The 16,541-nt window shown below is 69.4% G+C and carries 17 protein-coding genes; 14 read left to right on the top strand and 3 right to left on the bottom strand.

Going from position 1 to position 16,541, the window contains the following annotated elements; all coding sequences use genetic code 11:
* Position 1 precedes the first annotated feature (1 nt).
* The 3 genes from SL003B_RS01875 to hemC form a co-directional block, all read right to left on the bottom strand.
* Complete coding sequence (locus tag SL003B_RS01875; RefSeq protein ID WP_013651136.1) at positions 2-1,717, bottom strand: COG4223 family protein; 1,716 nt, start codon at positions 1,715-1,717, stop codon at positions 2-4.
* A 134-nt stretch (positions 1,718-1,851) separates the two neighbouring features.
* Entirely contained in the window at positions 1,852-2,553 is a 702-nt protein-coding gene (locus tag SL003B_RS01870) for a uroporphyrinogen-III synthase (RefSeq protein ID WP_013651135.1), read from the bottom strand.
* 15 nt (positions 2,554-2,568) lie between these two features.
* Positions 2,569-3,492, bottom strand: coding sequence for a hydroxymethylbilane synthase (gene hemC, locus SL003B_RS01865; RefSeq protein ID WP_041375316.1), 924 nt, complete (start codon positions 3,490-3,492; stop codon positions 2,569-2,571).
* Between the two features lie 94 nt (positions 3,493-3,586).
* Here hemC and tsaD point away from each other — a divergent pair, with 94 nt between their 5' ends.
* The 14 genes from tsaD to pqqA all read left to right on the top strand — a co-directional run bounded on the left by tsaD (position 3,587) and on the right by pqqA (position 16,520).
* The gene (gene tsaD, locus SL003B_RS01860) at positions 3,587-4,687 is read left to right on the top strand and encodes a tRNA (adenosine(37)-N6)-threonylcarbamoyltransferase complex transferase subunit TsaD (RefSeq protein WP_013651133.1); all 1,101 of its coding nucleotides are present in this window, start codon (positions 3,587-3,589) and stop codon (positions 4,685-4,687) included.
* Between the two features lie 79 nt (positions 4,688-4,766).
* The gene (locus SL003B_RS01855) at positions 4,767-5,234 is read left to right on the top strand and encodes an NUDIX hydrolase (RefSeq protein ID WP_013651132.1); all 468 of its coding nucleotides are present in this window, start codon (positions 4,767-4,769) and stop codon (positions 5,232-5,234) included.
* A complete protein-coding gene (locus SL003B_RS01850; RefSeq protein WP_013651131.1) occupies positions 5,231-6,238 on the top strand; it encodes an NAD(P)H-dependent glycerol-3-phosphate dehydrogenase in 1,008 nt (335 codons plus the stop codon). The genes SL003B_RS01855 and SL003B_RS01850 overlap by 4 nt, the downstream gene beginning before the upstream one ends.
* 61 nt (positions 6,239-6,299) lie before the next feature.
* On the top strand, positions 6,300-6,590 hold the full coding sequence (locus SL003B_RS01845) for a YciI-like protein (RefSeq protein WP_013651130.1): 291 nt from the start codon (positions 6,300-6,302) through the stop codon (positions 6,588-6,590).
* Positions 6,591-7,016, top strand: coding sequence for an EVE domain-containing protein (locus SL003B_RS01840; protein ID WP_013651129.1), 426 nt, complete (start codon positions 6,591-6,593; stop codon positions 7,014-7,016).
* Entirely contained in the window at positions 6,971-7,720 is a 750-nt protein-coding gene (locus SL003B_RS01835; protein WP_083812022.1) for a class I SAM-dependent methyltransferase, read from the top strand. Before SL003B_RS01840 ends, SL003B_RS01835 begins: the two co-directional genes overlap by 46 nt.
* Positions 7,721-7,831: 111 nt before the next feature.
* Positions 7,832-9,004 carry a M20 aminoacylase family protein gene (locus SL003B_RS01830; RefSeq protein ID WP_013651127.1) on the top strand — a complete coding sequence of 391 codons (1,173 nt, stop codon included), beginning with the start codon at positions 7,832-7,834 and terminating at the stop codon, positions 9,002-9,004.
* 219 nt (positions 9,005-9,223) lie between these two features.
* The gene (locus SL003B_RS01825; RefSeq protein WP_148259226.1) at positions 9,224-11,110 is read left to right on the top strand and encodes a bifunctional diguanylate cyclase/phosphodiesterase; all 1,887 of its coding nucleotides are present in this window, start codon (positions 9,224-9,226) and stop codon (positions 11,108-11,110) included.
* Positions 11,111-11,234: 124 nt separating this feature from the next.
* Positions 11,235-12,011, top strand: coding sequence for a sulfite exporter TauE/SafE family protein (locus tag SL003B_RS01820; RefSeq protein WP_013651125.1), 777 nt, complete (start codon positions 11,235-11,237; stop codon positions 12,009-12,011).
* 193 nt (positions 12,012-12,204) lie between these two features.
* Positions 12,205-13,317 (top strand): 3-isopropylmalate dehydrogenase, encoded by a 1,113-nt coding sequence (leuB, locus tag SL003B_RS01815; RefSeq protein WP_013651124.1) that lies wholly within the window; start codon positions 12,205-12,207, stop codon positions 13,315-13,317.
* A 75-nt stretch (positions 13,318-13,392) separates the two neighbouring features.
* A complete protein-coding gene (locus tag SL003B_RS01810) occupies positions 13,393-13,809 on the top strand; it encodes a hypothetical protein (RefSeq protein ID WP_013651123.1) in 417 nt (138 codons plus the stop codon).
* A 328-nt stretch (positions 13,810-14,137) separates the two neighbouring features.
* On the top strand, positions 14,138-15,172 hold the full coding sequence (locus tag SL003B_RS01805) for an aspartate-semialdehyde dehydrogenase (protein ID WP_013651122.1): 1,035 nt from the start codon (positions 14,138-14,140) through the stop codon (positions 15,170-15,172).
* A gap of 124 nt (positions 15,173-15,296) precedes the next feature.
* Entirely contained in the window at positions 15,297-16,190 is an 894-nt protein-coding gene (locus SL003B_RS01800; RefSeq protein ID WP_013651121.1) for a DMT family transporter, read from the top strand.
* A gap of 228 nt (positions 16,191-16,418) precedes the next feature.
* Positions 16,419-16,520 (top strand): pyrroloquinoline quinone precursor peptide PqqA, encoded by a 102-nt coding sequence (pqqA, locus tag SL003B_RS01795; protein ID WP_041375315.1) that lies wholly within the window; start codon positions 16,419-16,421, stop codon positions 16,518-16,520.
* The last annotated feature ends 21 nt before the right edge of the window (positions 16,521-16,541 follow it).

The following is a 16,541-nucleotide window of genomic DNA, read 5'->3' as shown; positions in this document are numbered from 1 at the left end:
ATCAGCTGCCCCTGCGGGCGAGCGAGGACAGGACGGCGGCGGCGGTCTGTTCGGTCAGCCGGTCGACGCCGACGCGCGCCTCGGCCGACGCCGCCCAGCCGGCGCCGGCGGCACGCGCGGCCTCCGGCAGATCAGCATAGGCGGCGAGCGCGGCGGCGAGGTCCCCCGTGGCGACCGCATCCTCCATGCGCCGCAGCGCGGCCTCGGGGCCGGTGCCTGAGGCGTCGCCCGGCCCGCGCACGGCGACAAGCGAGCGCGCGCCCGCGAGCAGGTTGTCGAGCAAGTCGCCGTCGGCCGACGGACGCTCGAACGTCGCGTGGATGGCGCGCGCGGCAGCCGGGAACTCGGCGATCAGCTTCGGCGCCGGCGCGATGCCGGTCGCGGCGTGAGACTCGAGCAACGACAGGTCCGCCGCCTGCTGCGGCAGCGACGCCTTGACGGCGGCGAGTTCGGTCGCAAACGGCTTGCCGGCATCGACGGCAGCCTTCAGCGCGGCGACGGAAAGCGCCCGGGCGGCCAGTTCGCGCGCGGTCGCGTCGCCCATGGTCGCCTCGACCGCGTCGAGGCGCGCGGCGACGGCGGCAAGCTCGGTCTTCAACTCGTCGACGGCGGCAGCGCTCGCCGCGCCCGCCGCGCTCAGCCCGGCCGACAGCTCGGCGACGCTGGCGGCGGTGCGCTGCTGGGCGTCGGCCAGCGTCTTCAGCGAGGATTCGGTCGTCGCAATCGCCGCCTGGGCCGCAGCGGCGGCGGTCTCCGCGCTCCTGGCGCCGGTCTCGACGGCGGCAAGGCCGGTACTGACGTCCGACAGCGCCTCGCGCAGCTGCGCGATCTCGCCCGCGCCCGCCGGTTCCGCACCGGCAGAGCCAAGCGACGCGACGGTTGCCCTGACCTCGTCTAGGCCCTGTTTCAGCGCCGCGATCTCGGGCGCCGGATCGGCTCCGGCGGCGGCCTCGCCCGCTGCGGCGACGCGCGCGTCCAGATCGGCCAGGCGACCGGACAAGCGCTCGAGATCGGCACGACCGATCTCCGCGGCCGGTCGGCCGGCAAGCTCGGCCAGGCGCTGCTCAAGCGTGTCGATACGCGCCTGCGCGGCGGCCAGCGCCTCGCCATCGCCGGAAGCTCCGGCGAGCGGCAGGTAACCGGCGCGGTTGAGGCCGTAGGCACCTCCGAGGAGCACGACCCCGACCAGCAGGGCGGCAGCGAGTACGACGCCGAGGCCCGGGCGCTCCGCCACGACCGGCGGCGCCATCGTGGACGCCTTTTCGGGCTCGGACGGCTTGGGCTCGGGAGATTTCGAGCCTGGGGAGGAGCCGGCGGCCGTCGCCGCGGACGCACCTGACGGCTTGGACTCCGATACGGCCTCTGCCGGCTTTGCGGTCTCAGCTTTCGCGGTCTCGGTCTTCGCCGCAGTCGCCGGAGCCTCGGGTTTCTGCGCCTCGGGTTTCTGCGCCTCGGGCCTGGCCGGCCCGGTCTTGGTCGCCTCTGCCGCGCCTGCCGTGGCGCCGCCCGGCTTCGACGCCGGCGCAGCGGGCTTGTCCGGGGATGTGTCGGACTTGCCGGATGTCGCGGTTCCAGCCGCAGCCGAGGACGGCGGCGTGCGCGGCTCCACCTTCTCGGCCTTCAGGTCGATGGTCACCGGGCGCCGCCCGGTCGTGCCGGACGATCCGGAGCTGCCGGCGGAGGCTGTCGTGCCGGGCTTGTCCTTGTCGGATACCATTGCCTGTCCTCCTCTCCCGCGCACGTCCCTGCACCGGGACGGACCTGCTCAACTATACACGGTCGCCGCCGGGGCGGAACCGCAACGAAAGGGCGAAATGCCGCAACGCGGCATCCACGACGCGCCAGCCGCAGTTAACAGGCGCTTAAGGCCCGCGCGATCAGCGCCGCCTCGTCGGGCCGGTCCGCAGCCTCGACATCGGCCAGGGCGTCGAGCGGTGCGCCGGCCGCCGCGGAGATCGCCACCACGCGCGGCCTTCGAGCGGCCGGACCGGCCCGTGCCAGGAGCGCGGCCAGTGCCCCGGCGGTGCGCGCGGAATAGACCAGCACCGCGTCGAAGGCCTCGGCGGCGAGCGCGGCCGCGACGGCGTCGGGCAGCGCGTCGACCGGTTCGCTGCGGTAGACCTCGACCGTCCGGCAGGCGACGCCGCGGGCGGCGAGCAGGCCTTCCAGATCGCCGGCCCGCTCGCGCGCAGCGGGATAGAGCACCGTCTGTCGAACGCCATCGGCGGCGATGCGTTCCGCCAGGGCGGCGACGTCACCGCCGGCCGCGATCACCGTGGCAAAGCCGAGCGCCCTGGCGCGTTCCGCGGTGCGATCGCCGACGGCGTAGAGCGGCAGGCCGACGAGGACGTCCTGCTGGCGATGGCCGGCGAGGACGGCCAGGGCACGCCCGCTGGTTACCGCCAGCGCGCCGACGCCGGAGAGGTCGAAGCTTTCGGGCGGCGTCTCGACGATGGCGAGCAGCGGCGCCTCGACCGCCTCGTGGCCCAGCGCCCGCAGCCGCTGTGCCGTGCGGGCGCAGTCGGGCTGGGGTCGGGTGACCAGGAAGCGCATGGCGCGACGGCCTCCTCAGGCCGCGAAGAAACCGGGCCCGCCGGCGGCCTTGAGCGTGCGGCCGGCCTCGCGGCCGATCGCCTCGGCGTCGGCGACGGCGCCCTCGCGGGCGATCTCGTGCGCCTCGCTGCCGTCGGGACGCAGGATGATGCCGGCCAGCGACAGGCGGTCGCCGTCGATCCGCGCCAGACCGCCGATCGGCGTGCGGCAGGAACCGTCCAGTTCGGCCAGGAAGGCCCGTTCGGCGGTCAGCCGGATCTCCGTCTCGCGGTCGTGGATGGCGGCGAGCAGGCCGAGTGTGGCAGCATCCTCCACCCGGCTCTCGATGCAGATGGCGCCTTGTCCGACAGCCGGCAGGAAGGCGTCGGTGTCGAGCAGGCTGGTGACCACGTCGGCAAGTCCGAGGCGCCTCAGGCCGGCATAGGCGAGCAGCGTCGCGTCGACCGCACCGTCTTCCAGTTTCTGCAGCCGGGTCTGCACGTTGCCGCGGTACATGACGACCTCGATGTCGGGACGCAGGCGCTTGATCATCGCCTGGCGGCGCAGCGACGACGAGCCGACGACCGCACCCTGCGGCAGGTCCATGAGCATCTTCGCCTTCGGCGAGACGAAGGCGTCGCGTACGTCCTCGCGCGGCAGGAAGGCGGTCAGTGCCAGGCCATCGGGCAGGAGCGTCGGCATGTCCTTGGAGGAATGCACGGCAAGGTCTATGCGGTCATCGAGCAGCGCCTCCTCGATCTCCTTCGTGAACAGGCCCTTGCCGCCGACCTCCGACAGCGGCCGGTCGAGGATGCGGTCGCCGGAGGTCTTGATGACGACGATCTCGAACGCGTCCTCGGCAAGGCCGTGGGCGGCCATCAGCCGCGCACGGGTCTCATGGGCCTGGGCGAGGGCGAGGGCGCTGCCGCGCGTTCCGATGCGCAAAGGTTTTGATTGCAAGGATCACGATCCCGGTGTTAGGGGCAGGACTGGTTTTCACACAATAGGTCCTGTAGCCCCATTGGCCAATGCGGCACAATCCCGGAATTCGGCGATGACACCGGCTGACCGCGCCGGTCGCGACCTGACCGTGCTCGGCATCGAGACCAGTTGCGACGAGACGGCCGCCGCCGTGGTGCGCGGGCCGGGGCACCCGCAGATCCTGTCCGACGTCATCCGCTCGCAGATCGACGAGCACACGGACTTCGGCGGCGTCGTGCCCGAGATTGCCGCGCGCGCCCATATCGCCGTCCTGGACAGGATCGTCGCCGAGGCGATGCAAGAGGCGGACGTCGGCTTCGACGACATCGACGCGGTGGCCGCCACGGCGGGACCGGGTCTGATCGGCGGCGTCATCGTCGGGCTGATGACCGCCAAGGCGATCGCCATGGCGGCCGGCAAGCCGCTGGTCGCGGTCAACCACCTGGAAGGCCATGCGCTGACCGCGCGGCTGACCGACGGTCTCGACTTCCCCTACCTGCTGCTGCTGGTGTCCGGCGGCCACAGCCAATTCCTACTGGTCACCGGCGTCGGCGCCTACGAGCGGCTCGGCACGACGATCGACGATGCCGTCGGCGAGGCCTTCGACAAGACCGCCAAGCTGCTCGGCCTGCCCTATCCGGGCGGCCCAGCGGTGGAGCGCATGGCCCGCGCCGGCGATCCGGACCGCTTCGCCATGCCCCGACCGCTGCTCGACCGCCCAGGTCTCGACATGTCCTTCGCCGGACTGAAGACAGCCCTGAGGACGCAGGCTCAGAAACTGGAGCCGGTCGACGAGCAGACGGTCGCCGATCTGTGCGCCGGCTTCCAGCGCGCCGTTGCCGAGGTACTCGCGGCGCGCACGCGCACGGCGCTCACCCTGTTTCGCGACCGCTTTCCCGACGCGCCGCCCGTCATCGTGGTCGCCGGCGGCGTCGCCGCCAACGCCGAGATTCGCGCCGCCTTGACGGCGGCGGCGACCGACGCCGGTGCCCGATTCGTCGCCCCGCCGGCGCGCCTGTGCACCGACAATGCAGCGATGATCGCCTGGGCCGGCATAGAGCATCTGGCGCAAGGCCCGGTCGACGACATGGCGGTGTCGCCGCGCCCGCGCTGGCCGCTCGACGAGACGGCTGCCGGCAAGCTCGGCTCTGGCAGGAAGGGCGCCAAGGCGTGACGGGGCGCTGGCGTCATCGGCAGTTCACCGACGCGCCCGACTTTGCTAGGACAGAGCCGGCTCGAGCGGCGGGAATCGGATGCGCGTCTATCACAAGGCCTATGTCTATCTGACCTGCGGGTCGCGCCTGCTGGTATTCAGCCAGCCGGACGAACCGCATATCGGTCTTCAGGTGCCCGGCGGCACGCTCGATCCGGGCGAAAGCTACCTGCAGGGTGCCCGGCGCGAGTTCCACGAGGAGACCGGCCTCATGCCCGAATGGGCCTTCGACCATCTCGCCGACCAGGACCAGATCTTCCATCGCGAGGACGGCAGCCTGCACGGCCTGCACCGGCGCCGCCACTTCCACGCCCGGATCGCGACGCCGCCGCGCGAAGACTGGGAACACTACGAGATGACACCAAGCAGCGGCGGCGCGCCGATCCGCTTCCGCCTGTTCTGGCTCGACCTGTTCGGCCCCACCGCGCACGATGCAGGCGCCTTCTTTCAGGGCTTCCATGTCCCTCTCGACACCCTGCGCGCACGGATCGGAGAACTGGCCGCATGAGCGGATACCGAACCATCGTCGTCCTCGGTGGCGGCTCCTGGGGCACCGCGCTGGCGCTGACCGCGGCGCGCGCCGGACGCGAGGCAATTTTGTGGGCGCGCGATGCCGACGTGGTCGCCGCCATCCGCTCGCGCCAGCAGAATCCCGCCTACCTGCCGAGCATCACCTTCGACGAGGTGCTGGAAGCGACGACCGACCTTGCCGCGGTCTCAAGGGCCGATGCCGTGCTGCTGGTCACGCCGGCGCAGACCACGCGCTCGATGCTTGCCGCCATCCGCCCGCACCTGAAGCCCGGCACGCCGGTCGTCCTGTGCGCCAAGGGCATCGAGCGCGGCACCGGCAAGCTGCTGACCGAGATCCTGGAGGACGAACTGCCGCAGGCGCATCCGGCCGTGCTGTCGGGTCCGAGCTTCGCCGAGGACGTGGCCCGCGGCCTGCCGACGGCGGTGACCGTCGCCGCCCGCGACGGGGCGGTCGCGGACGCCCTCGCCCAGGCGCTGGCCGCGCCGAGCTTCCGCCCCTACGCCTCCACCGACCTGGTCGGCGTGCAGGTCGGTGGCGCGCTGAAGAACGTGCTCGCAATCGCCTGCGGCGCCGTGGTCGGGCGCCGGCTCGGCGCCAGCGCGCAGGCGGCGCTGACCGCGCGCGGCTTCGCCGAACTCTCGCGCCTCGGCGCCGCCATGGGAGCAAGGCCGGAGACCCTGACCGGCCTGTCCGGCCTCGGCGACCTGGTGCTGACCTGTTCCTCGCCGCAGTCGCGCAACTTCAGCTTCGGCCTGCACCTGGGCGAGGGCCGTCCGGTCGGCGACCTGGTCACGCTCGGCGGCAAGCTCGCCGAGGGCGTCCATACCGCGCGCATCGCCGTCGAGCTCGGCCGCCGCCACAAGGTGTCGCTGCCGATCTGCGAGACCGTCGCCGCCGTGCTCGACGGCACGCTGACCGTCGACGACGCGCTGACCGCCCTGATGTCCCGCCCGTTGAAGCGGGAGGCTGAGCAAAGCTGAACGCCCCTCATTGAGTTCCCCGCCGCGCCTTTCTAAGGTCGCCGGACAAGGAGACACGACCATGCTCTATGCCCTCATCTGCACCGACAAGCCGCATTCGCTACAGCTCAGGCTGGACACCCGGCCCGAGCACGTCGCCTTCCTCAACAGCCTGGGCGACCGGCTGAAGGCCGCCGGTCCGTTCCTCGACGACGCCGGCACCATGACCGGCTCGCTGGTGGTGATCGAGGCGTCGAACCGCGACGAGGCGCTTGCCGTGTCGCAGGAAGACCCCTATGCCCGCGCCGGCCTGTTCGAGAGCGTCGAGATCCGCCCCTGGACCTGGGCGATCAAGAATCCGGAGGCGAAATAGGTGCGCTACTGGCTGTTCAAGTCCGAACCGTTCAAGTGGTCCTGGGAGATGCAGAAGGCAAAGGGCGCCGCCGGCCAGGAATGGGACGGCGTGCGCAACTACCAGGCACGCAACAACATGCGCACCATGCAGATCGGCGACCGCGGCTTCTTCTACCACTCCAACGAGGGCAAGGAGATCGTCGGCATCGTCGAGGTCTGCGAGTTGGCGCATCCCGACAGCACGACCGACGACCCGCGCTGGGAGTGCGTCGATATCCGGGCCCTGCGCGACCTGCCGAGGCCGGTAACGCTGGCCGAGGTCAAGGCCGAGCCGCGGCTGGCCGACATGTCGCTGGTCACCTCCATGCGCCTGTCGGTGCAGCCGGTGACCGAGGAGGAATGGCGGATCGTCTGCGCCATGGGCGGCCTGCCGGAAGGCGCCTGACCGGCGCGCAGCAGAAGGACACCCGCCGCGTGGCAGGCATTTCCGATCCGGTCCGCTTCATCCGCGACAACACCGTCGCCCGGCCGGTGCCGCATGCGGCCGAGATCCGTCTGCAGCTTGCCGACGAAGCGATGGAGCTGTGGCAGAAGACGGAGGACGAACTCGGGGCGCTCGGCCTGCCGCCACCGTTCTGGGCCTTTGCCTGGGCGGGTGGCCAGGCGCTCGCCCGCTACCTGCTCGACCATCCGGAGCGGGTCGCGGGCCGCAGCGTGCTCGACTTCGCCGCCGGATCGGGCATCGTCGGCATCGCCGCCAAAGTCGCCGGCGCCCGGCGCGTGGTTGCGGCCGACATAGACGCCTTCGCCATCGCTGCGATCGGCGTCAACGCCGACCTCAACGGCGTCGAGATCGAGACCGTGCTCGGCGACCTGACCGGCGCCGCCCCGCCCGACGCCGACCTGCTGGTCTGCGGCGACGTGTTCTACGAGCTGCCGATGTCGCGCAAGGTGCTCGCCTGGCTCGACCGGGCGCTGGAGCAGGGCATCGAGGTGCTGGTCGGCGATCCGGGCCGGTCCTATCTGCCCAAGGACCGGCTGGCGCATCTGGCCACCTACACGGTGCCGGTAGTCGGCGCGCTGGAGGATTCGGAAACCAAGAAGACCAGCGTCTACCGCCTCGTCGTCGCACACGGCGCCGGCGCCTGAACGCCGGATTGCGCCGCAACAACGGGCTTGCGCTTTGCCCGCGCCGTCCGTCAGATAGAGGCAAGTGCCCACGCGCGCGCCGCGCCCGCCCCATCCCGCAGGAGCCTTCCGATGCCGATCGTCAACCGCATTGCCGATCTTGCCGACGAAATCGCCGCCTGGCGTCGCGATTTCCACGAGAACCCGGAAATCCTCTACGAGACGGTGCGCACCGCCGGGCGGGTGGCGGAGCTGCTGCGCAGCTTCGGCCTCGACGAGGTCACCACCGGCATCGGCAGGACCGGCGTCGTCGGCGTCATCCGGGGCCGCAACGGCGGCGCCGGCAAGACCATCGGCCTGCGCGCCGACATGGACGCGCTGCCGATCGAGGAGGCGACCGGCCTGCCCTACGCCTCCAAAACGCCGGGCAAGATGCACGCCTGCGGCCACGACGGCCACACCTCGATGCTGCTCGGTGCGGCCAAGTATCTGGCCGAAACCCGCAACTTCGACGGCACGGTGGTGGTCATCTTCCAGCCGGCCGAAGAAGGCGGCGCCGGCGCCAAGGCGATGATCGACGACGGGCTGATGATCCGCTGGCCGATCGACGAGGTCTACGGCATGCACAACATGCCCGGCTTGCCGGTCGGCGAGTTCGCCATCCGCTCCGGTCCGATCATGGCCGCGACCGACGAGTTCGGCATCACCGTTACCGGCCGCGGCGGCCATGCGGCCAAGCCGCACGAGACCATCGACCCGGTGGTGATCGGCGCGCAGATTGTCAGCGCGCTGCAGACCATCGCCAGCCGCTCCGCCGACCCGCTCGACTCCGTCGTCGTATCGGTGACCGTATTCCGCGCCGGAGAGGCCTTCAACGTGATCCCGCAAACCGCCCAGTTGCGCGGCACGATCCGCACCCTGACGCCGGCGATGCGCGACCTCGCCGAGACCCGCCTGCGCACGCTCGTCGCCTCGATCGCCGAGGGCTTCGGCGCCAGCGCGGAAGTCAGCTTCCGTCGCGGCTATCCGGTCACCGTCAACCACGAGGACCAGACAGACTTCGCTGCCTCGATCGCCGAAGGCATTTCGGGTCCCGGAAAGGTCAACCGCAAGGTGTCGCCGATGATGGGCGGCGAGGACTTCTCCTACATGCTGGAGCAGCGGCCGGGCGCCTTCATCTTCGCCGGCAACGGCAACAGCGCCGGCCTGCACCACCCGCGCTACGACTTCAACGACGACCTCATTCCCGTCGGCTGTTCCTACTGGGTCAAGCTGGTCGAGACCGCGCTGCCGGCCGCCGCCTGAACCTCAGCCGACGTGCCCCCCCCTGGAAATCCCGGGAAGACGCTGCGGCAGATGGTGTCCGAGGCCTGACTACACGCAAAGGACGCGCTGCGACCCTTGCCTTTCATAAGAGATTTGCTAACCAAATCAAAATATTAGACACGCAACTGTCACACAAATCGTGTCGTCTGGCGCTATCGTCTCGCCCTGGGGTTGACCTTGTTCAAGGACGGGCTGGACGTGAACGCAATCAATCAGGAATGGACCGGGGCGTTGCGGCTGGACAGAAATCCGCAAATCTTCCTGACCAACGCGGCCGCCGTCCTCGACTACGCCCTGCAGCCGATCGTCGACACCCACACGGGCGACGTCTATGGCTACGAGGCGCTGCTGCGCAACGTCGACCAGCTCGACTGCGCGACGCCCGGCGCCGTCTTTGACCTAGCCCATGACCTGGGCTGCCTGGCGCCGCTGGAACTGCTGCTGCGGCGCATGGCGATCGAGAAATACGCCGGCATCCGCGAGCGCAAGGCGACGCGGCTGTTCCTTAACGTCGATCTCCGTCTGCTCGAGACGCCGGGCTTCCTGCTGCAGGATACGGCCACACTCCTGTCGCAGCACAGGCTAGCGCCATCCAGCGTCTGCCTGGAGATCTCCGAGACCAACGACACCTCTACGCTGTCTCGCCTCGGCGACTTCGTCGGCAAGGCGCGCGCGCTCGATTTCGCGATTGCCATCGACGATTTCGGCAAGGGCTATTCGCAGTTGAAAAGCCTCTACGATATCGAGCCGGACATCCTGAAGGTCGACCGTTTCTTCGTCCAGGCGATCCAGAACGACGCGCGCAAGCGCCTGCTGGTGACATCCATGGTCGATCTGGCCCATGTGCTCGGCATGCGCGTGGTCGCGGAGGGCGTCGAGACGGAGGCGGAGCTCGCCGTCTGCCGCCAGATCGGCTGCGACCTGTTCCAGGGCTACCTGGTTTCCCGGCCGTTCACCTGCCTCGACGAGGCGCGGCCGCGCTACGAGCAGTTCGCCGCGACGCAGGCCAGCCACCACCGCAGCCTCAAGTCCGACGAACAGCTGATCCGGCGCGAGATCCGCCCGCTGGTGGCGCTGCGCGACACCGCGCGCATGGACGATGTGCTCGCCCTGCTGCGGGCCGGGCGCGCCCATCCGTTCATCCCGGTCATCAACGCCGCCGGCGAACCGCGCGGCCTGATCCAGGAATCGGACATCAAGAACCTGATCTATCTGCCATTCGGCCAGGATCTGCTGCGCAACAAGTCGGTCAACAACCAGCTCCGCAACTTCCTGCACCGCTGTCCCGTCGCCGACCTGCATTCCCGCCTCGACCACCTGATCGGCATGACCGCGACCGACGACGACAAGACCGCCGGCGTGATCATCACGAAGAACGGCAAGTACTACGGCTTCCTGACCACCAGCTCGCTGCTGAAGATCGCCAACGAGATCCGCATGCGGGCGGCGGAAGACCAGAACCCGCTGACCAAGCTGCCCGGCAACCTGTCGGTGACCGCCTTCGTGTTCGAGGAGGCCTCGGCCTCGGCCGCCGACCGCAGCTTCTGCTACATCGACCTCGACAACTTCAAGCCGTTCAACGACACCTACGGCTTCCGCACCGGCGACCGGGCCCTGCTGCTGTTCTCCGAACTGATCAAGCGCCTCGCCGGCCCGTCGCGCGCCTTCGCCGGCCATGTCGGCGGCGACGACTTCTTCATCGGCCTGAAGAACCGCGACGTGGCCGCCGTGGTGCAGATGATGGCCGGCCTGCGCGACGAGTTCCGCCACCAGGCCGAAAGCTTCTACGATGCGGAGCATCGCGAGACCGGCTTCATCACCGCGCGTGACCGCTCCGGCCTGGAACGCCGCTTTCCGCTGCTGAGCTGTTCCGTGGCCATCCTGCATCTGCCGCAGGGCGTCGCGATCGAGAACCACGACCTGCTGGTTCGCCAGATCGCCCGACTCAAGACCGACGCCAAGGCGGCGCCCGACGGCGTCATCGCCGCGACATTCGGCCCGAGCCTCGCCGATGCGGCGACCGAATCCGGCGTGGCGGAAAAGGCCGCGCGCACCGTTCGTATCTGCACCGGTCCCGCCTGTTGAGACGCGCCGCCGACGGCCGCTTCCCGAAGTGGCGCAAGGTCATTGGATACATGAGTATACAATGATTGCATTCCGGCGGCGGCTGGGCGAGACTTGCCGGATCCCACCGGATCCGGATCCCACCATGGACTCCCTTCTCGCCCTTCTGCTGCCGGACAGCCTGTCCACGTTCACTTCCGCTGTGCTGATCGCGGCAAGTTTCGTCACCTCAGCGATCACCGCCGCGCTCGGCCTCGGCGGCGGAATCGCCCTGCTGGCGGTGATGGCCAACGTCATGCCGGCGGCGGCCCTCATTCCGGTGCACGGCGTCGTCCAACTCGGCTCGAATGCCGGCCGGGCCCTGGTGCTGCTGAAGCACGTCCACTGGGACATCATGCTCTGGTTCACGCTCGGCGCGGTGTTCGGCGCCGCCATCGGCGGCAGCATCGTCGTCACCCTGCCCTCCGCCATCCTGCGGCTCGGCGTCGGCCTGTTCGTGCTGTGGTCGGTGTGGGGCCGGCCGCCGCGCTTCAACGGCGAGGCGGCCCGCCCGGCGATGGCCGCGGCCGGATTCGCTGCCACCCTGCTGAGCATGTTCTTCGGCGCTGCCGGCCCGATCGGCGCCGCGGTGCTGTCAACCCTCGGCCTCGACCGCCACGGCTTCGTCGCCAACCAGGCGGCGACCGCACTGACCATGCATGTGCTCAAGTTCGCCGCCTTCGGCGTGCTCGGCTTTGCCTTCGCCCCCTGGGCCGGGCTCATCGTGGCGATGGTCCTGTCCGGATTCGGCGGCACCGTGGTCGGCTCGCGGCTGCTGGGCAGGATGGACGAGAAAACCTTCAAGAAAGGCTTCAAGCTGGTGATGACCCTTCTCGCGGCGAATCTGCTCTGGCGCGCGGCGCGCGATCTTCTCGGCCTGTGACCGGCGGGGTCGACCGGGTCGGATCGGGTCGCTTTCCGCGCGCCCTCGCATGACTGCCGCCAGCCGGCGGTCAGTTGACCTTTCATGCCCCGGCGCTTGAGTTCTTCGCGCCGGCTGCTTCTTGCCAAGCGGCCGGTGACCGGCTACCCAACGCGGACGGATTTTGCTGACACAAAGCGGGGCGGACACACCCATGGCGACACACAAGCTGCTTCTTCTTCCCGGCGACGGCATCGGCCCGGAAATCATGACCGAGGTGAAGAAGATCATCTCCTGGTTCAACGCCCGCGGCGGCGACAGCTTCGAGACCGAGGACGGCCTGGTCGGCGGCTGCGCCTACGACGCCCACGGCAAGTCGATCTCCGAGGAGGACATGGCCAGGGCGATGGCCGCCGACGCGGTCATCTTCGGCGCCGTCGGCGGCCCCAAGTGGGACGGCGTGCCCTATGACGTGCGGCCCGAGGCCGGCCTGCTGCGACTCCGCAAGGACATGGAACTGTTCGCCAACCTGCGCCCGGCGATCTGCTATCCGGCGCTCGCCGACGCTTCCTCGCTGAAGCGCGAGGTGATTGAAGGCCTCGACATCCTGATCCTGCGCGAATTGACCGGCGGCGTCTATTTCGGCGAGCCGAAAACCATCACCGACCTCGGCAACGGCCAGAAGCGCGCCATCGATACCCAGGTCTACGACACCTACGAGATCGAGCGCATCGCCAGGGCCGCCTTCGAGCTGGCCCGCACGCGGGGCAACAAGGTCACGTCGATGGAAAAGCGCAACGTGATGAAGTCGGGCGTGCTGTGGCACGAGGTGGTCACCGCCACCCACAAGAACGGCTACGAGGATGTCCAGCTCGAGCACATGCTGGCCGACGCCGGCGGCATGCAGCTGGTGCGCTGGCCCAAGCAGTTCGACGTCATCGTCACCGACAACCTGTTCGGCGACATGCTGTCCGACGTCGCCGCCATGCTGACCGGCTCGCTCGGCATGCTGCCCTCCGCCTCGCTCGGCGCGCCCGATGCCCGCACCGGCAAGCGCAAGGCGCTCTATGAGCCGGTGCATGGCTCCGCCCCGGACATCGCCGGCACGGGTGCCGCCAACCCGATCGCCATGATCGCCTCCTTCGCCATGGCGCTGCGCTATTCGTTCGAGAAGGGCGCCGACGCCGATCTGCTCGACAGGGCGATCGCCGGCACGCTGGACAAGGGCCTGCGGACGAAGGACATCGCCTCGCCGGGCACGACCGTGGTCGGCACCGCAGCCATGGGCGACGCCATCGTCGCCGAACTCGACGCGCTCAGCGCCTGAAGGTCCGATGCAGAGTGCGGCCGCCTCCTGCGCCCTCGGCCGGGAGGCGGCCGCAGCCGTTCCCGGAGTTTCGTCATGACCGACACGCTCGCCCCCTTCCTTGGCACCTGGATCCTCGACGTCGAAGAAAGCGACTTCCAGCACGGCGAGCCGCCGCGGAGCGCGACGCTCAGGATCGAGGACGAGTTCGGCATGGTCCGGTTCACCATGAGCCAGGTGACGTCGGACGGCGAAACCGTCACCGACAGCTTTTCCGCCCTCCCTGACGGTCCCGAGACCCCACTCGGCAAGAGCGGCCTCGTCGACGCCATGCGCCTCGTGTTCCAGGGACCGCGCAACCTGGTCTCGGAGGCACGCCGCGGCGGGGTGACGCTGATGAAGGCGGACCGCGAGCTGTCCGAGGATGGCCGGACCCTGACCGTGACCCAGACCGTGCACGTGCCGGACGTCGCCAGCTACACCAACGTCTCGCTCTACCGGCGCGCGCACTGACCTTGCGGCGCCGGCAAGCTGCCCGCCAAATCGGTTGACTTTGCGCCCGTTCCGCGCCAAGAACACGCCGGTTCGTGTGACAAGGATGGCAGACCATGGCGCGGCGCCTCGCCGACATCGCAGCAAGGACGACGACGGCCTCGGCCGGCGGAGCCTTTGCGCGCGCCCGGACTGCGACCACCGCCAAACTCACCAAGACGACGACCAAAACCACCGCTTGACGGAGCCTCTCGTCCCGCGCTCCCCCGGGATGGTGGGCGCCGAAGAGCCAGACGGTCGTCAGTGCGCGGCTGCCCGGCATGCGGGGAGACGGACGAGAGAGGATACGATGGGCTACAAGATCGCCATCGCGGGCGCCACAGGCAACGTGGGCCGCGAGATACTGGACATCCTGGACGAACGCGGCTTCCCCGCCGACGAGGTCGTTGCGCTGGCCTCGCGCCGCTCGCAGGGCACCGAAGTCTCCTTCGGCGACAAGACGCTGAAGGTGCAGGCTCTGGAAAACTACGACTTCTCAGACACCGACATCTGCCTGATGTCTGCCGGCGGCAGCGTGTCGAAGGACTGGGCGCCGAAGATCGGCGCCAAGGGCTGCGTCGTAATCGACAATTCCTCGGCCTGGCGCTACGACGCCGACGTGCCGCTGATCGTGCCGGAAGTCAATGCCGACGCCATCATCGGCTTTTCCAAGAAGAACATCATCGCGAACCCAAACTGCTCGACCGCCCAGCTCGTCGTGGCGCTGAAGCCGCTGCATGACGCGGCGACGATCAAGCGCGTCGTCGTCTCCACCTACCAGTCCGTTTCCGGCGCCGGCAAGGACGCGATGGAGGAGCTGTTCAACCAGACCCGCGCCGTCTTCGTGAACGACCCGGTCGAGGCACACAAGTTCACCAAGCGCATTGCCTTCAACGTCATCCCGCACATCGACGTCTTCATGGAGGACGGCTACACCAAGGAAGAGTGGAAGGTGCTGGCCGAGACCAAGAAGATGCTCGACCCGAAGATCAAGGTGACCTGCACCGCCGTGCGCGTGCCGGTGTTCATCGGCCATTCGGAATCGGTCAACATCGAATTCGAGAAGCCGATCTCGGCCGATGAAGCGCGCGACATCCTGCGCGAGGCGCCGGGCTGCCTGGTCATCGACAAGCGCGAGGACGGCGGCTACATCACACCCTACGAGAGCGCCGGCGAGGACGCCACCTACATCAGCCGCATCCGCGAGGACGCAACGGTGGAGAACGGCCTCAATCTGTGGGTCGTCGCCGACAACCTCAGGAAGGGCGCCGCTCTCAACGCGGTGCAGATCGCCGAGGTGCTGGTCAACCGCCGCCTGATACAGCCCAAGAAGCGGGCCGCCTGACCGGCTCCGTGCCGGCCGCCGGCGCGGTCGGCGGCCTCTCTCCCCGTTAACGGCCCGGCGCCCCGCGTCGGGCCGGTTTCCTTTGGCGCCTCGCCGCAGGACGGCGGCGCCGGATCACCGGATCATGTTCGTCCACGAACTCGCCGCCGTTGCCGCCGCCGCCCTGTGGGCCTTCACGGGCATCCTGGCCGCGGCACCGTCCCAGCACCTCGGTGCCATCGCCTTCAACCGCATGCGCATGGTCATGGTGTTCGCCCTGCTCGGCGTGTGGGTCGGCTTCGCCGGCACATGGGACACGCTGCGGTCCGACATGATCGGCCCGCTGGTGCTGTCCGGGTTCATCGGCATCTTCCTCGGCGACACGGCGCTGTTCCTGACCATGAACCGGCTCGGCCCGCGCCGCACGGCGATCCTGTTCTCGCTCAACGCCCCGATGTCCGTCGTGCTCGGCTGGCTCGTGCTCGGCGAGGCCCTGTCGACGCGCACCCTGGCGGGCGTGGCGATCACGCTCGCCGGCGTCGTCCTCGCCATCGCCTTCGGCAAGCGCCGCTCGCAGTTGCACGTCTGGGAAAGCGTCAAGGGGCCGCTCTGGCTCGGCCTGCTGCTCGGGCTGGCCGCCGCCCTCGCCCAGTCGGTCGGCTCGCTGATCGCCCGGCCGGTGATGGAGACCGGCGTCGATCCGGTCGCCGCCTCGATGCTGCGCATCGGCGTCGCCGCTGCAGGGCTGACCCTGCTGATGCAGCTTCCCGTGCAGCGATTCCAGGCCGCCAATCCGGCGACCGCCGGCATCGCCTTCCAGGTGTTGCTCACCGGCCTGCTCGGCATGGGCGTCGGCATGACACTCGTGCTCTTTGCCCTCTCGGGAGGCAAGGTCGGCATCGTCTCGACCCTGTCGGCGACCACGCCGGCCCTGCAATTGCCGCTGCTGTGGCTGCGCACCGGCGAGATGCCCGCCCCCGCCGCCTGGCTGGGCGCGGTGCTGGTCGTCGCCGGCGGTGCCCTCCTGTTCGGCCTCTGACCGGCGCAGCCGCTCTCAGGATTCTCAGACACGTTCTTAAGATTCTCATGGCGTTCCGGCTCTCAACTGCCTGCCTCGCGGCTGCATCAATGGATGAAAGGTGAGCAAGATCAATGACTTGGTAGGGTTGCAAGATCCCCCTTACCACAACCCGACCAACGTGCCGTGGCCGTCCTCCCCGCATGACGCTACGATAGGAAGCCTTCAACACAGCAAGGAGGGAATGCCATGAAAACCTGGACCAAACCGGCCATGACCAGCGTCGAAGCCGGCTTCGAAGTGACCCGCTACATGCCGGCCGAGATCGGCACCTGCGGTCGCAAGAAGTAAGTGGAAGATGCGCACGGGAGG

Source organism: Polymorphum gilvum SL003B-26A1 (genome assembly GCF_000192745.1).
GTDB classification, from domain to species: Bacteria; Pseudomonadota; Alphaproteobacteria; order Rhizobiales; family Stappiaceae; genus Polymorphum; species Polymorphum gilvum.
This window is presented reverse-complemented; position numbering and strand designations above follow the sequence as displayed.